This window comes from Aeromonas sp. DNRA1 (assembly GCF_963888745.1).
GTDB lineage: Bacteria > Pseudomonadota > Gammaproteobacteria > Enterobacterales > Aeromonadaceae > Aeromonas > Aeromonas hydrophila.
In genome coordinates this window covers 87,768-101,551 of sequence record NZ_CAWPKQ010000003.1, presented here as the reverse complement: position 1 = coordinate 101,551, position 13,784 = coordinate 87,768, and the positions used below count along the sequence as shown (strand labels likewise).

At 59.4% G+C, this 13,784-nt stretch carries 10 protein-coding genes; 9 read left to right on the top strand and 1 reads right to left on the bottom strand.

Annotated features, from left to right (window positions below; translation table 11 throughout):
- Position 1: 1 nt before the first annotated feature.
- Positions 2–637 carry a YchE family NAAT transporter gene (locus tag AACQ43_RS10540; RefSeq protein ID WP_016351085.1) on the bottom strand — a complete coding sequence of 212 codons (636 nt, stop codon included), beginning with the start codon at positions 635–637 and terminating at the stop codon, positions 2–4.
- 269 nt (positions 638–906) lie between these two features.
- On the opposite strand from AACQ43_RS10540, the gene AACQ43_RS10535 reads away from it, so the two are divergent.
- From AACQ43_RS10535 to AACQ43_RS10495, 9 genes are all read left to right on the top strand, one after another.
- The gene (locus tag AACQ43_RS10535) at positions 907–1,539 is read left to right on the top strand and encodes a 2OG-Fe dioxygenase family protein (RefSeq protein ID WP_168967216.1); all 633 of its coding nucleotides are present in this window, start codon (positions 907–909) and stop codon (positions 1,537–1,539) included.
- Positions 1,540–1,834: 295 nt separating this feature from the next.
- Positions 1,835–4,498 carry a bifunctional acetaldehyde-CoA/alcohol dehydrogenase gene (gene adhE, locus AACQ43_RS10530; RefSeq protein WP_168967215.1) on the top strand — a complete coding sequence of 888 codons (2,664 nt, stop codon included), beginning with the start codon at positions 1,835–1,837 and terminating at the stop codon, positions 4,496–4,498.
- 109 nt (positions 4,499–4,607) lie between these two features.
- Positions 4,608–5,843 (top strand): HD-GYP domain-containing protein, encoded by a 1,236-nt coding sequence (locus tag AACQ43_RS10525; protein ID WP_076360988.1) that lies wholly within the window; start codon positions 4,608–4,610, stop codon positions 5,841–5,843.
- A 353-nt stretch (positions 5,844–6,196) separates the two neighbouring features.
- Positions 6,197–7,867 carry a sensor histidine kinase gene (locus AACQ43_RS10520; RefSeq protein ID WP_168967214.1) on the top strand — a complete coding sequence of 557 codons (1,671 nt, stop codon included), beginning with the start codon at positions 6,197–6,199 and terminating at the stop codon, positions 7,865–7,867.
- Between the two features lie 57 nt (positions 7,868–7,924).
- Positions 7,925–8,629 (top strand): two-component system response regulator BtsR, encoded by a 705-nt coding sequence (gene btsR, locus AACQ43_RS10515; RefSeq protein ID WP_168967213.1) that lies wholly within the window; start codon positions 7,925–7,927, stop codon positions 8,627–8,629.
- A 140-nt stretch (positions 8,630–8,769) separates the two neighbouring features.
- Complete coding sequence (locus tag AACQ43_RS10510) at positions 8,770–10,191, top strand: carbon starvation CstA family protein (protein ID WP_076360991.1); 1,422 nt, start codon at positions 8,770–8,772, stop codon at positions 10,189–10,191.
- Between the two features lie 289 nt (positions 10,192–10,480).
- A complete protein-coding gene (locus tag AACQ43_RS10505) occupies positions 10,481–10,819 on the top strand; it encodes a DUF3302 domain-containing protein (protein ID WP_017408083.1) in 339 nt (112 codons plus the stop codon).
- 3 nt (positions 10,820–10,822) lie between these two features.
- A complete protein-coding gene (locus AACQ43_RS10500) occupies positions 10,823–11,860 on the top strand; it encodes an HlyD family secretion protein (protein WP_076360993.1) in 1,038 nt (345 codons plus the stop codon).
- A 113-nt stretch (positions 11,861–11,973) separates the two neighbouring features.
- Positions 11,974–13,734, top strand: coding sequence for a DEAD/DEAH box helicase (locus AACQ43_RS10495; RefSeq protein WP_168967212.1), 1,761 nt, complete (start codon positions 11,974–11,976; stop codon positions 13,732–13,734).
- Positions 13,735–13,784 lie beyond the last annotated feature (50 nt).

The following is a 13,784-nucleotide window of genomic DNA, read 5'->3' as shown; positions in this document are numbered from 1 at the left end:
ATCACATCAATCCAGGGAAGACCCCCTTGATCCCCGCCACCATGATCTCGATGCCAAGCGACATCATGATGAGACCCATGATCCGGGTGACCACGTTGATGCCGGTGTTGCCCATCACCTTGAACAGCAGGGGGGCGGCGCGGAAGATGAGCCAGGAGCAGAAGGCAAACACCATCACCACCACCGACATCCCCAGCATCTGGGACCAGGTGCTCTGGCTGGCATAGACAATAGAGGAAGAGATGGCGCCGGGACCGGCCATCAGCGGCAGCGCCAGCGGCACCACAGCGACAGATTCCCGCGCGGCGAGCTCCCCTTTTTCCTGCTTGTTGTGCTTCACCTCCCCCAGCTTGCCCTGCAGCATGGACCAGGCGATCAGGGTGATGAGCGAGCCGCCGGCAATGCGGAACGACGCCAGCGAAATGCCGAAACCATCGAGGATCAGCTGCCCCATGTACATGGAGACCAGCAGGATGATCATCACCGCAATGTTGGCGGTGGTGTTGGTCTTCATCCGCTCTTCCGGCGTTTGATGGCTGGTCAGGCTGACAAACACCGGCAACAGGCCGAGCGGGTTGATGATTGCGAACAAACCGATGAAAAACTTCAGATATAAAGAGACGTCAATTGCTGCCATAGGCGCCATCCAGAAGTAGAACGAGGCCCTGCGGGCCACCCCGATAAACCGTGCGTAAATTTACACCATGGCCGAAACCTTCACCAATCAAATAATCTCACCCTTTCCGTGGCTTTTCAGTTAGTTCCTCTAATGTCACGACGAAATTCAACATATCGAGTTGTTAATAAAGATTGTCGCCATTTAACACTCTGATAAAATCACTTCGAGTTTTATGTGGCCACGGAGTTTTGGCGCAACATTTCATCTTCGTAAAAAAGGATTTTGTAATGATTGATACGGACATCAAGTTGCAATGGCATCTGGATTCACTGCCCGCTGGCAGTGTCGCCCCCCTGCTGGGCTTCTTCGACCGGCTGCCGGTTGATCCCTATATCCAGGGCCGCTTTCGCGAACGCCGTTACGGCCGGGTTGAAAAAGAGGGCAGCCACTTTTATGCCCTCGACAACGGCGTCTTCTTCCAGGCGGCCGCCATCAACAAGTTTCTGGGGGACGTGCCCAGAACCTATGCCGAGCTGGATCCCGCCTTCGTCGCCCACCCCACCTTTCAGCTGATGCTGGCCCGCTTTGCCCGCCATACCCGGCTGGCGGATGGCCAGGCCATCGGCATTCACCAGATGCGTATCGTCACCGGCGAAGGTGAAAGCGTGCCGCCCGCCCCGGAAGGCGTACATCAGGACGGCTTTGATTTCATCGGGGTGTTCTTTTGTGGCAGTGACGGGGTCAGCGGCGGCGCCTTGCAGCTCTATCATGGATTAAAAGAACAACCATTTTTTCAACAACAATTAAACGCTGGCGAGTATCTGATCCTGGATGATCGCCGTTTCTATCACAATGCCGCCCCCATACTACCCCAAGACTCGCACCGGGGACACTGGGACGTAGTCGTGCTAACTGCTTGAAAAATAGTGCGTGAGCCCCTGTTCACGCCCCATTCATCCCATCTCTGGCTCACTCTACAACTGCGCAACATCTGGAAAACATGTATTGTGAAACAAAATTTCTTTTGTTCTTTTGTTACACATGATCCAGATCAAGTTTTTCTGAGTCAGCCCCGCTCTATAATCGACTCAGAAAGCGATTTAGTAAGGCATGTAAATACCCCGTTGTGGTGATTCTGTTCTTGACAGGGCATCTATAATTGCCGGGCATTGCCAACGTCTTACTAAACAGTTTTCAAATCATCAGGAGATAAACATGGCAGTAACCAATATGGCTGAACTGGATGCACTGGTCGCCCGCGTCAAAGAAGCACAGCGTGAATTCGCCAGCTTCTCGCAAGAGCAGGTAGACAAGATCTTCCGTGCCGCCGCCCTGGCCGCCAGCAATGCCCGTATCCCCCTGGCCCAGATGGCCGTGGAAGAATCCGGTATGGGTATCATCGAAGACAAGGTTATCAAGAACCACTTCGCCTCCGAATACATCTACAACAAGTACAAAGAAGAGAAGACCTGCGGCATCCTCAGTGAAGATGACGAGATGGGTACCATCACCATCGCCGAGCCGGTAGGTATCATCTGCGGTATCGTACCGACCACCAACCCGACCTCCACTGCGATCTTCAAATCACTGATCTCCCTGAAGACCCGCAACGCCATCATCTTCTCCCCGCACCCCCGTGCCAAGAACTCCACCAATACCGCAGCCAAGCTGGTACTGGATGCAGCCATTGCCGCCGGTGCACCGAAAGACATCATTGGCTGGATCGATCAACCGACCGTTGAACTCTCCAACGCCCTGATGAAGCACAACGACATCAACCTGATCCTGGCCACCGGTGGCCCGGGCATGGTGAAAGCCGCTTACTCCTCTGGCAAACCTGCCATCGGTGTAGGTGCCGGTAACGTACCCGTTGTCATCGACGAAACTGCCGATGTGAAGCGCGCCGTCGCCTCCATCCTGATGTCCAAAACCTTCGACAACGGCGTGGTCTGTGCCTCCGAGCAAGCCGTCATCGTGGTTGACTCCATCTATGACCAGGTGAAAGAGCGTTTCGCGACTCACAACGGTTATGTGCTGACCAAAGAAGAAGCTGACAAGGTCCGCAAGGTCATCCTGATCAACGGTGCCATGAACGCCAACATCGTGGGCCAGCCTGCGACCAAGATCGCCGAAATGTCCGGCGTAACCGTGCCCCCCACCACCAAGATCCTCATCGGTGAAGGTCTGGAAGTGTGTGAAGAGGAAGAGTTCGCTCACGAGAAGCTCTCCCCGACTCTGGGTATGTTCCGTGCCAAGAACTTCGAAGAAGCCGTCGAAATGGCCTGCACCATGGTCAACCTGGGTGGTATCGGCCACACCTCCGGCCTGTACACCGACCAGGATCGCAACGCCGACCGCATCAAGTACTTCGGCGACAAGATGAAGACCGCTCGTATCCTGATCAACACCCCGACCACTCAGGGTGGTATCGGTGACCTGTACAACTTTGCCATCGCACCGTCCTTGACGCTGGGTTGCGGTTCCTGGGGTGGTAACTCCATCTCCGAAAACGTGGGTCCCAAGCACCTGATCAACAAGAAGACAGTCGCAAAACGGGCAGAAAATATGCTGTGGCACAAACTTCCGAAATCCATCTACTTCCGTCGTGGTTCCCTGCCGATCGCCCTGGGCGACCTGGAAGGTAAAAAGCGCGCACTGGTCGTGACCGACCGCTTCCTGTTCAACAACGGCTACGCCGACGAAGTGGTTCGTCTGCTCAAGGGCCTGAAGATGGAAGTGGAAGTGTTCTACGAAGTAGAAGCCGACCCGACTCTGTCTGTAGTACGCAAAGGCGCCGAGATGGCCCACTCCTTCAAGCCGGACGTGATCGTCGCGCTGGGCGGTGGTTCACCGATGGATGCGGCCAAGATCATGTGGGTGATGTACGAGCACCCGGAAACCGCGTTCGAAGACCTGGCCATGCGCTTCATGGACATCCGCAAGCGTATCTACAAGTTCCCGAAAATGGGTGTGAAGGCCGAACTGGTCTGTATCACCACCACTTCCGGTACCGGTTCTGAAGTGACCCCGTTTGCGGTCGTGACCGACGACGCCACCGGCATGAAATACCCGCTGGCCGACTACGAGCTGACCCCGAACATGGCCATCGTCGACGCCAACCTGGTCATGGGCATGCCCAAATCCCTGTGTGCCTTCGGCGGTATCGATGCCGTGACTCACGCCATGGAAGCCTACGTTTCCGTACTGGCCAACGAGTACTCCGACGGTCAGGCGCTGCAAGCCCTGAAACTGCTCAAAGAGTACCTGCCGTCCAGCTACCAGAACGGTGCCAACGACCCGGTTGCTCGCGAGAAAGTACACAACGCCGCCACCATCGCCGGTATCGCGTTCGCCAACGCCTTCCTGGGTGTGTGCCACTCCATGGCTCACAAACTGGGTGCCGAGTTCCACATTCCGCACGGCTTGGCCAACGCCCTGCTGATCAGCAACGTGATCCGCTACAACGCCAACGACAACCCGACCAAGCAGACTGCGTTCTCCCAGTACGACCGTCCGCAGGCTCGCCGTCGCTACGCCGAAGTGGCCGACCACCTGGGTCTGACTGCCGCCGGTGACCGTACCGCTGCCAAGATTGAGAAGCTGCTGACCTGGCTGGACGAGCTGAAAGCCACTCTGGGCATCCCGGCCTCCATCCGTGAAGCCGGCGTGTCTGAAGCTGACTTCCTGGCCAAGGTTGACCAACTGGCCGTAGAAGCCTTCGATGACCAGTGCACCGGCGCCAACCCGCGCTACCCGCTGATCAGCGAGCTGAAAGCCATCCTGCTGGACACCTACTACGGCCGTCCCTTCACCGAAGACGCTCAGGTAGCGGCCAAGGTAGAAGCCAAGGTTGAAGGCAAGAAGAAGTCCAAAGCCTGATAAGCTGAACCGACTCGAGAGCCCGCGCACATGCGCGGGCTTTTTTGTTTGTCTATCTGCTTAATTTTGCTAGCTTGTTCATAGGCATTCATGAAATGCGAGCTAGCGTATGGCGCTGATACAAGCCTCCATCGAGCAGTTGAGAGTAGGTCACTACATCCATCTCCCCACGGGATGGACCAACCACCCTTTTATGTTCAATGCATTCAAGATCAAGGATCAGCAGCAGCTCGACATCATTCGCCATCTCGAGCTCAGCCTGCTGATGGTGGACCCTGACAAGAGCGACCTGCCTATCGAACCCATCTTGCGCGGTGACATTCCTTCCGCCGGGCCAGACCTGTCGCTCATTGAAGAGCTGGTTGATAGCGGCCCTCCGCCGTTTGATGAGAAAGCCTTTCGCCGCTCCCTGCGCGCTGCCGACAAGGCCTTCGGCCAATCCATGTCCGAGCTGCGCGATGCGCTCGGGGCACTGAACCTCAAGCCGGACGAAGGGCTCGCCAACACGGCACAGATAGTGCGCAACGCCGCCGCCCGCATCAGCGCTCACGAAGGGCCGCTCGGCCTGCACCTCATTCGCAGCCCGCACACCGACATCCTGCTGCAGCACAGCCTGAACGTGGCCTTCATCGCCATGTTGATGGCTCGCGAGCTCGGCATGAACCCCATTGAAATCGAAGAGACCGGGCTGGCCGGCCTGGTGCACGACATCGGCGAGCTGAAGATCCCGACCCAGATCACCCAGAAACGGGGGGAGCTCAACAAGTCGGAGCAGAACTTCCTCAACATGCACCCCCAGTACGGGCTGGAGATGCTAACCCAGTTGCAGGCCTTCGAGCCCAAGATCCGCCAGGTGGCCCATCTGCATCACGAGCGCCTTGACGGCAGCGGCTTTCCCCTTGGCATCAAGGGGGGCGAGATCCCGCCGCTGGCGCGGATCATCGGGCTGGTCGACTTCTACGACGAGCTGCTCCATCCCCGCAACAGCGGCAATCCTGCTGCGCCGAGTCAGGCCATCAGCCAGCTCTACAAGTTATCCCAGAAGAAATTCGACCAGAATCTGGTCAAGTTGCTGATCAAGGTGCTGGGGGTCTATCCGCCGGGCTCTCTGGTAAAACTCTCGGACGAGAGCATCGCGCTGGTACTCTCCACCGAGCCCACCATGCCCCTTAAACCGAAGATCCTGCCCTATATCAAAGCCCAGCGCCCGGAAGCGGTATCCATGATCGACCTGCGGGAAGATGAGCGGATTATTGCCGGAATATTGAAACAGGAAGAGCTGGATGAGGGACAACGGCTGTTTTTCAACCTGACACGACGCTTCTGTTACTATTTTGCCTTCTGAGTTATCCCCAGAAGCTGGGGATAACTCATTGGACAAACCTGAATAATCACTCGATTGCCCGCAAAATTGTTCGCCATCCACCCTGGATAAAAAACGCCCAGCCAAGGGGCCGGGCGGAGCATGCCACCTCCGTGTGGCGCATCCAGCGGATGCATTCATGCTCCATCCAGCAATATCAACCCTTGGTCGATTACACAAATATCAATTTAACATGCTGATTTAATATGGTTTTATTTCACGTTTCTGGCACACTGCGGCCGCAATCCCGCCCAGGCGCACCGCAGAACAAGATCCTGATCACATTTATTCAAGGTTGCCGCTTTTTTCGGCACGGACTCTGAGGAACGTTTTTTATGCAGTTGGTCCTCTCCCTGCTTCAACAGATGAGCGTCAGCCTGGTCATCGCCTACCTCTTTTCCAAGAGTCCGCTGCTGCGTCCGCTGGCCAACTACTCGGTCAGGCTGCCTCACAAGGTGCTCATCTACATTACCTTCTCCTGCTTCTGCATTCTCGGCACCTATGTGGGGCTGGACATCGACGACGCCATCGCCAATACCCGCGCCGTTGGCGCCGTGCTGGGCGGGCTGCTGGGGGGCCCGCTGGTGGGCTTTCTGGTAGGGCTGACCGGCGGCCTGCACCGCTATACCCTGGGCGGCTTCACCGATCTCGCCTGCGCCATCTCCACCACCTGCGAGGGGCTGTTGGGTGGGCTGGTGCACTGGCGGCTGATGCGGGCGGGCAAGATGGACGCGCTGTTCGAGCCGCGCATCGCCTTTTTTACCACTCTCTACGCCGAAATCATGCAGATGGTGATCATCCTGCTGGTGGCCACGCCATTCGATAAATCCCTGCTGCTGGTGCGCACCATCGCCACTCCCATGATCCTGGCCAACTCCTGCGGCGCCGCGCTCTTCATCAGCATGATCCGCGATCAGCAGCAGATGTACGAGAAGTTCTCCCGGGTCTTCTCCGCCAAGGCGCTCAATATCGCCAACCGCACCGTCGGCATCATGAGCCAGGGCTTCACCCCACAGGCCAGCCAGAAGATTGCCCGCATCATCCAGGAGGAGACCGGGGTGGGCGCCGTCGCCATCACGGATACCGACAAGATCCTCGCCTTCATCGGCATCGGTGAGGATCACCACCGGCCAGGTACCCCCATCACCTCGGCCATCACCATGCAGGCCATCGCCCGCAACAAGGTGCTGTTTGCCGACGGTAACAGCCAGCCCTACCGCTGCAGTATCTCGCCCCAGTGCCAGCTCGGCTCGGTGCTGGTGATCCCGCTGCACGGCGACGAGGGGGTGATCGGCACCATCAAACTCTACGAGCCCAAGAAGCGGCTGTTTCTCAAGATCAACCACACCCTGGGAGAAGGGATTGCCAACCTGCTCTCCCAGCAGTTGCTGACCGGCCGGCTGGAACAGCAGCAACGGCTGCTGGTGCAATCCGAGCTCAAGCTGGTACAAGCCCAGATCAATCCCCATTTTCTGTTCAACACCCTCAACACCATCAGCGCCATCACCCGGCGCGAGCCGGAGCGGGCGCGCCAGCTGCTGCTGCACCTCTCCCTGTTCTTTCGCAAGAACCTCAAGCGCCAGAGCGGCCTGGCCACCCTGCAAGAAGAGCAGGAGCACTGCCAATCCTATCTGGAGATCGAGCTGGCCCGCTTTGGCGACCGGCTGACGGTGCAAAACGAGATCCCGCCGACTCTCGCCGACCTCAAGCTACCGAGCTTCACCCTGCAGCCTCTCATCGAGAATGCCATCAAGCACGGCACCTCCACCCTGCTGGAGCAGGGGCACATTCGCCTCTACACCGAGCAGACGGCAGAGCGGGTCATCATTCACGTGGAGGACAATGCCGGCACCTGGCAGGAGAAACCGGCCGGCGACGGGCTAGGCATGACCCTGGTGGACCGGCGTCTCCAGAGCGCTTTCGGCAACCGCTATGGCCTGAGCGTCAGTTGCGAGCCCGACTGCTGGACCCGGGTCTCCGTCACCCTGCCAAGGGAGCAGCCATGAACCGGTCACCGTCCAACACCATCTCCACCCACTACCCCAATCACGCAGGAGAACCCCATGATCCGCACCCTCATCGTTGATGATGAGCTTTATGCCCGCGAGGAGCTGATGCAGCACCTGGTCGCCGAGCCCGATATCGATCTGCTGGGGGCGGCTGCCAATGCCATCGAGGCGCTGGCGCTTATTCAGCGGCTCAAACCCGACGTGGTGTTTCTCGACATCCAGATGCCCAAGCTCAGCGGCATGGAGCTGGTGGCCATGCTCGATCCCCTGCCCCGCATCGTCTTTGTCACCGCCTTTGACGAGTACGCCATCCAGGCGTTCGAGGAGAACGCCTTCGACTACCTGCTCAAACCGGTGGAGCCGGCCCGCCTCGCCAAGACGCTGGCGCGGCTCAGGCAAGATCTCAGCCCCCAGCCCATGACGGCGCTCGCCCCCGCCATTCGCCATATCCCGGGCTACCTGCACAACCGGGTACGGCTGCTGCCCATCGAACAGGTGGAGTACGCCTTCTCCGATCTCGGTGGGGTGCACGTGGCAAGCCAGGGCGAGCAGTTCCATACCCAGCTCACCCTCAAATCACTGGAGGAGAAGACCCCGCTGCTGCGCTGCCATCGCCAGTATCTGGTGGCCCCAGCCGCCATCTTCGAGATCCGGCTGCTGGAGAACCAGCTGGCGGAGATAGTGACGCCGAGCGGCGCCCGGGTGCCGGTCAGTCGCCGTTACCTGAAGGAGTTGAAGGAAATGCTGGGGCTGGAGTAAGCCCCGCGGTGTGAGCCGGATCACGAGCGCCGACCGCTCGGCACGCCATGGCGCCGCTCATCTTTTTTCACCTGCCATTAACAGCCCAACGCCCTAGAGTGGCTGCGCACACCTAAAAATAACAAAGCAGGAGCGTAGCAATGATCTGGTTCTTCCTCTGTGTCGGCTTGCTGATAGCCGGCTATTTCGTATACGGCAAATTCATTGAACGGATATTTGGCCCCAAGCCGGAGCTGAAAACCCCCGCCATCACCATGGCGGACGGGGTTGACTATGTCCCCATGTCGGACAAGAAGGTCTATCTGGTTCAGCTGCTCAACATCGCCGGCGTCGGCCCCATCTTCGGCCCCATCCTGGGCGCCCTCTACGGTCCGGTCGCTATGCTCTGGATCGTCTTCGGCTGCATCTTCGCCGGTGCGGTGCACGACTACTTCTCCGGCATGCTGTCGGTGCGCGCCAAGGGCGCCTCGGTGCCGACCGTGGTCGGTGAGCATCTGGGCACCACCGCCAAGCACTTCATGAACCTGTTCGCCGTGGTGCTGTTGATGCTGGTGGGCGTGGTGTTCGTGCTGAGCCCGGCTGGCCTTCTGGCCAACCTCACCTCAACCGATCTGGTCTACTGGATTGCGGCCATCTTCGCCTACTACATCCTGGCGACCATCGTGCCCATCGACAAGATCATCGGCCGTTTCTACCCCATCTTCGGCGCCCTGCTGGTGTTCATGTCGGTCGGCCTCATCATCGGCCTCATCGTCTCCGGCAAAGGCTTCTACAACACCGGGATGGATTTCTCCAACCTGCACCCGACCGAGCTGCCGCTGTGGCCGCTGTTGTTCATCACCATCGCCTGCGGCGCCGTGTCGGGCTTCCACGCCACCCAGTCACCGCTGATGGCGCGCTGCATGCAAAACGAGAGCTCCGGCCGTTTCATCTTCTACGGCGCCATGATTGGTGAAGGGATCATCGCCCTCATCTGGTGCACCCTGGGTCTCTCCTTCTACGACAGCACCGAGGCGCTCAACGCCACCCTGGCCAGCGGCGGCCCCTCTGCCGTGGTGCACGAGGTCTCCACCAGCCTGCTCGGCACCGTCGGCGGCATCCTGGCCATCCTCGGCGTGGTGATCCTGCCCATCACCTCCGGCGACACCGCGTTTCGCAGTGCCCGCCTCATTGTCGCGGACTTCCTGAAACTGACCCAGAAGCCCATGGCCAAGCGACTGCTCATCGCCATCCCCATGTTCATCCTCGGTTTCATCATCTCCAAGGCCGAATTCGGGGTGATCTGGCGCTACTTCGGCTGGGCCAACCAGACCACCGCCGTGATGATGCTGTGGGCGGCGGCGGCCTACCTCGCCAAAGAGGGCAAGCTGCACTGGGTTTGCACCATTCCCGCCATGTTCATGACCGCCGTGGTGTTCACCTACCTGGCCAACGCCCCCATCGGGTTCGGGCTGGAGATGGGCGTCTCCACCATGATTGGGCTGGCCAGCACCCTGATCATCACGGTGGCCTTCCTGGTGAAATTCAGGCCCGCGCTGATCAACAAGCCCAGCGAAAGTTGATCCACACCGACCATGTCAAAAAAGGAGCCGTCAAGGCTCCTTTTTTTGCTGAACATTTCCCTTCAGCAATGCCATACTCCCAGCGTAAGTCCTTGTCATGGATACGACTTTACGGACTTGCCCCCAACAACATCAGCGTCTGTTTTGACGACTTGGAAACTACTTAAGCTTCAGTACAACAAAACGACTTAAGATTTCGGGCCCGACAGGAGGGAAATCAGGTGGCTGACTGCCTTGCAGAACCCTGTTCCCAATTACAATGCGGTGCGTCAAGCCAGCGGAGGCGTAAATGGCACTCGATTATTTTGCTCTTGGTCTGCTTTTTTTTGTGGGTTTGGTCATTTTTTACGGGGTCATCGTCATTCACGACATTCCCTATGAAATAGCCAAGCATCGTCAGCACCCCCATCAGGACGCCATTCACGTGGCCGGCTGGGTCAGTCTGTTCACCCTGCACGTGCTGTGGCCCTTCCTCTGGATCTGGGCCACCCTCTATCGTCCCGAACGGGGCTGGGGCTTCAATCAGCGGCTGCAGCAGGATGAAGAGGATATCCAGCAGCTCAAACAGGAGCTGGCCGACCTCAAAACCCGTCTCAATACCATCGAACAGACCGAGCAACAGGGATAAATCATGGACCTGCTACTGATCCTGACCTACACGGCCATCTGCGTGGCCATCTTCAAAATCTTCCGCATTCCGCTCAACAAGTGGACCGTACCCACTGCCGTACTGGGCGGCGTGCTGCTCATCGGCACCCTGATCATGCTGATGAACTACAACCATCCCTACTCGGAAATGGCGCGCAACTACTACGTTTCCACCCCGATCGTGCCGCTGGTCAAGGGCCGTGTCATCGAGGTGCCGGTACAGGCCAACCAGCCGGTGAAGAAGGGCGACGTGCTGTTTCGCCTGGATGCCGCCCCCTTCCAGCTCAAAGCAGACAGCCTGGCGGCACGGGTTGAATCCAACCGCAACCACCTCAAGTCCATCGAGGCCAGACTGCGCTCCGCCAAGCTGGACCGGGATCGCGCCAGCGACCTGATGCGTCGCGGCGTCGGCAAGCAGCGCGACCTCGACGTTACCCAGGCCAACGTGGACGACATCGTAGCCCAGCTCGAGCAGCAACAGGCAACACTGGAAGATCTGCAGGCCCAGCTGGACGAGGCCAAATATCAGGTCGAACAGACCGTGGTCTATGCTCCGAGCGACGGCCACGTGGTGCAGCTGGCCCTGCGCCCCGGTATGATAGCCACCCCCTTCATGTATCGTCCGGTGATGACCTTCATCCACAAAGACGAGACCGCCTATGTTGGCTGGTTCTGGCAGAACAGCATGCAGCGCCTGGCGGTGGGCGATGAGGCCGAGGTGGTGATCGACGGCATCCCCGGCAAGATCTTCCAGGGCAAGGTGACCGCCGTGATCCCGGCCATCGCCGCAGGCAATGTGCAGGCCAACGCCGGTTTGCTGGATCAGACCAGTGCCGTGCGACCGGGCCGCCTGCCGGTGCTCATCTCCATCACCGACCCCGAGTGGGCCAAGTATCAGGTGATCGCCGGGGCCAGCGGCCAGGCCGCCATCTACACCAAGCACTTCCACCATGTCTCGGTGATGCGCAAGGTGCTGCTGCGCATGGCCAGCTGGATGAACTACGTCTTCCCCTTCCACTAAGCAAAGACGTCATCGCCAGCGGGCCGGCACCATGCCGGCCCGCTGTTTTTTGGCGCTAGGATCCCTATAATGGCGCCATCCTGCATCACCCCACATCGATACCCCAAGCCTGCATGTTCGTCCTCAGACCCTATCAGACCGACGCCGTCAACGCCGTGATCAGCCACTTTCGCCAGCACCCGGATCCCGCCGTGGTGGTGCTGCCCACGGGGGCCGGCAAGAGTCTGGTGATCGCCGAACTGGCCCGCAAGGCGCGCGGCCGGGTGCTGGTGCTGGCCCACGTCAAGGAGCTGGTGGAGCAGAACCACGCCAAGTACGAGGCGTGGGGGCTCAAGGCCGACATCTTCGCCGCCGGGCTGGATCGCAAGGAGGCGAGCGCCCAGGTGGTGTTTGGCTCGGTGCAGTCGGTGGCACGCAATCTGGCAGCATTCGACGGGGCGTTTTCGCTGCTCATCATCGACGAGTGCCACCGGGTCTCGCTCGATGACGACAGCCAGTACCATCAGGTGATAGACCGCCTCAAGGCCGCCAATCCCGCCCTCAAGATCCTCGGCCTCACCGCGACCCCCTATCGCCTCGGACTGGGCTGGATCTACCGGCGCCACTACCACGGCATGGTCAAAAGCCACGGCGAGCGGCTGTTCGGCGACTGCGTGTTCGAGCTGCCGCTGCGCTTTATGGTCAAAAACGGCTACCTGACACCGCCACACATGGTGGATGCTCCCATCGTTCACTATGACTTCAGCAAGCTGGTGCCGCGGGAGAACGGCCTCTTCAGCGAGGCGGAGCTCAACGGCGAGCTCAAGCGGCAGGAGCGGGTTACCCCCCATATCCTGAGTCAGGTACTGGAGTATGCCGCCGACCGGCAGGGGGTGATGATCTTCGCCGCCACCGTCGAACACGCCCGTGAAATCCACGGCCTGCTGGGTGCCCGAGGCCAGCAGGCAGCCCTTATCACCGGCGAAACGCCGGGGCCGGAGCGCGATGCCCTCATCAACGCCTTCAAGGCACGCGAGCTCAAGTTTCTGGTCAACGTGGCGGTGCTCACCACCGGCTTCGATGCTCCCCATGTCGATCTTATCGTAATGCTCAGACCTACCGAGTCGGTCTCGCTCTATCAGCAGATCGTCGGGCGGGGCCTGCGCCTCTCGCCGGGCAAGGAGGATTGTCTGGTGCTCGACTACGCCGGCAACAACTTCAACCTGTTCGCTCCCGAAGTGGGGGAACCTCGCCCCCACGCCGGTACCGAGCCGGTGCAGGTGCCCTGCCCTGCCTGCGGCTTTGCCAACACCTTCTGGGGCAAGACCGACGAGGATGGCAAGGTGATCGAGCACTATGGCCGCCGCTGTCAGGGGCTGTTTGAAGATGACGAGGGCAACCGCGAGGAGTGCGACTACCGCTTTCGCGCCAAGATCTGCCCCGCTTGCGGCGCCGAAAACGACATTGCCGCCCGCCGCTGCCAGAGCTGCGATCAGCTGTTGGTGGACCCTGACGACAAGCTCAAAGAGGCGCTCAATCTCAAGGATTGCATGGTGATCCGCTGCGCCGGTCTCACCTTCACCGCAGGGCGCGGCAAACAGGGGGAGCGGCTGGAGGTGACCTATCACGATGAGGATGGTCTCACCCTCAATGAGTACTTCGGATTTCACTCCGAGGGCGCACGGCGCTTGTTTCAACAGCACTTTGTGCGTCATCATTGGCCCGCCCCGGGTCTGGAGCCCGAATTTGCCACCCTGGCGAGCGTGCTGGCGGCAGAAAGCCAGTTTCGCCATCCCGATTTCGTCATCGCCCGCAAATCGGGGCGCTTCTGGCAGATAAAAGAGAAGATTTTTGATTATGAGGGTCGCTATCGCACCGCTAACTCGCTGGCGTAATGGCCAGTGGCGACCGGCATAAATCGTATGAATTGCTTTGCCACGGCCGA

Excerpts from the sequence above, each read along its gene's own strand:
- AACQ43_RS10540 (WP_016351085.1), bottom strand. The coding sequence starts at position 637 with ATGGCAGCAATTGACGTCTCTTTATATCTGAAGTTTTTCATCGGTTTG.
- AACQ43_RS10535 (WP_168967216.1), top strand. The coding sequence starts at position 907 with ATGATTGATACGGACATCAAGTTGCAATGGCATCTGGATTCACTGCCC.
- adhE (WP_168967215.1), top strand. The coding sequence starts at position 1,835 with ATGGCAGTAACCAATATGGCTGAACTGGATGCACTGGTCGCCCGCGTC.
- AACQ43_RS10525 (WP_076360988.1), top strand. The coding sequence starts at position 4,608 with ATGGCGCTGATACAAGCCTCCATCGAGCAGTTGAGAGTAGGTCACTAC.
- AACQ43_RS10520 (WP_168967214.1), top strand. The coding sequence starts at position 6,197 with ATGCAGTTGGTCCTCTCCCTGCTTCAACAGATGAGCGTCAGCCTGGTC.
- btsR (WP_168967213.1), top strand. The coding sequence starts at position 7,925 with ATGATCCGCACCCTCATCGTTGATGATGAGCTTTATGCCCGCGAGGAG.
- AACQ43_RS10510 (WP_076360991.1), top strand. The coding sequence starts at position 8,770 with ATGATCTGGTTCTTCCTCTGTGTCGGCTTGCTGATAGCCGGCTATTTC.
- AACQ43_RS10505 (WP_017408083.1), top strand. The coding sequence starts at position 10,481 with ATGGCACTCGATTATTTTGCTCTTGGTCTGCTTTTTTTTGTGGGTTTG.
- AACQ43_RS10500 (WP_076360993.1), top strand. The coding sequence starts at position 10,823 with ATGGACCTGCTACTGATCCTGACCTACACGGCCATCTGCGTGGCCATC.
- AACQ43_RS10495 (WP_168967212.1), top strand. The coding sequence starts at position 11,974 with ATGTTCGTCCTCAGACCCTATCAGACCGACGCCGTCAACGCCGTGATC.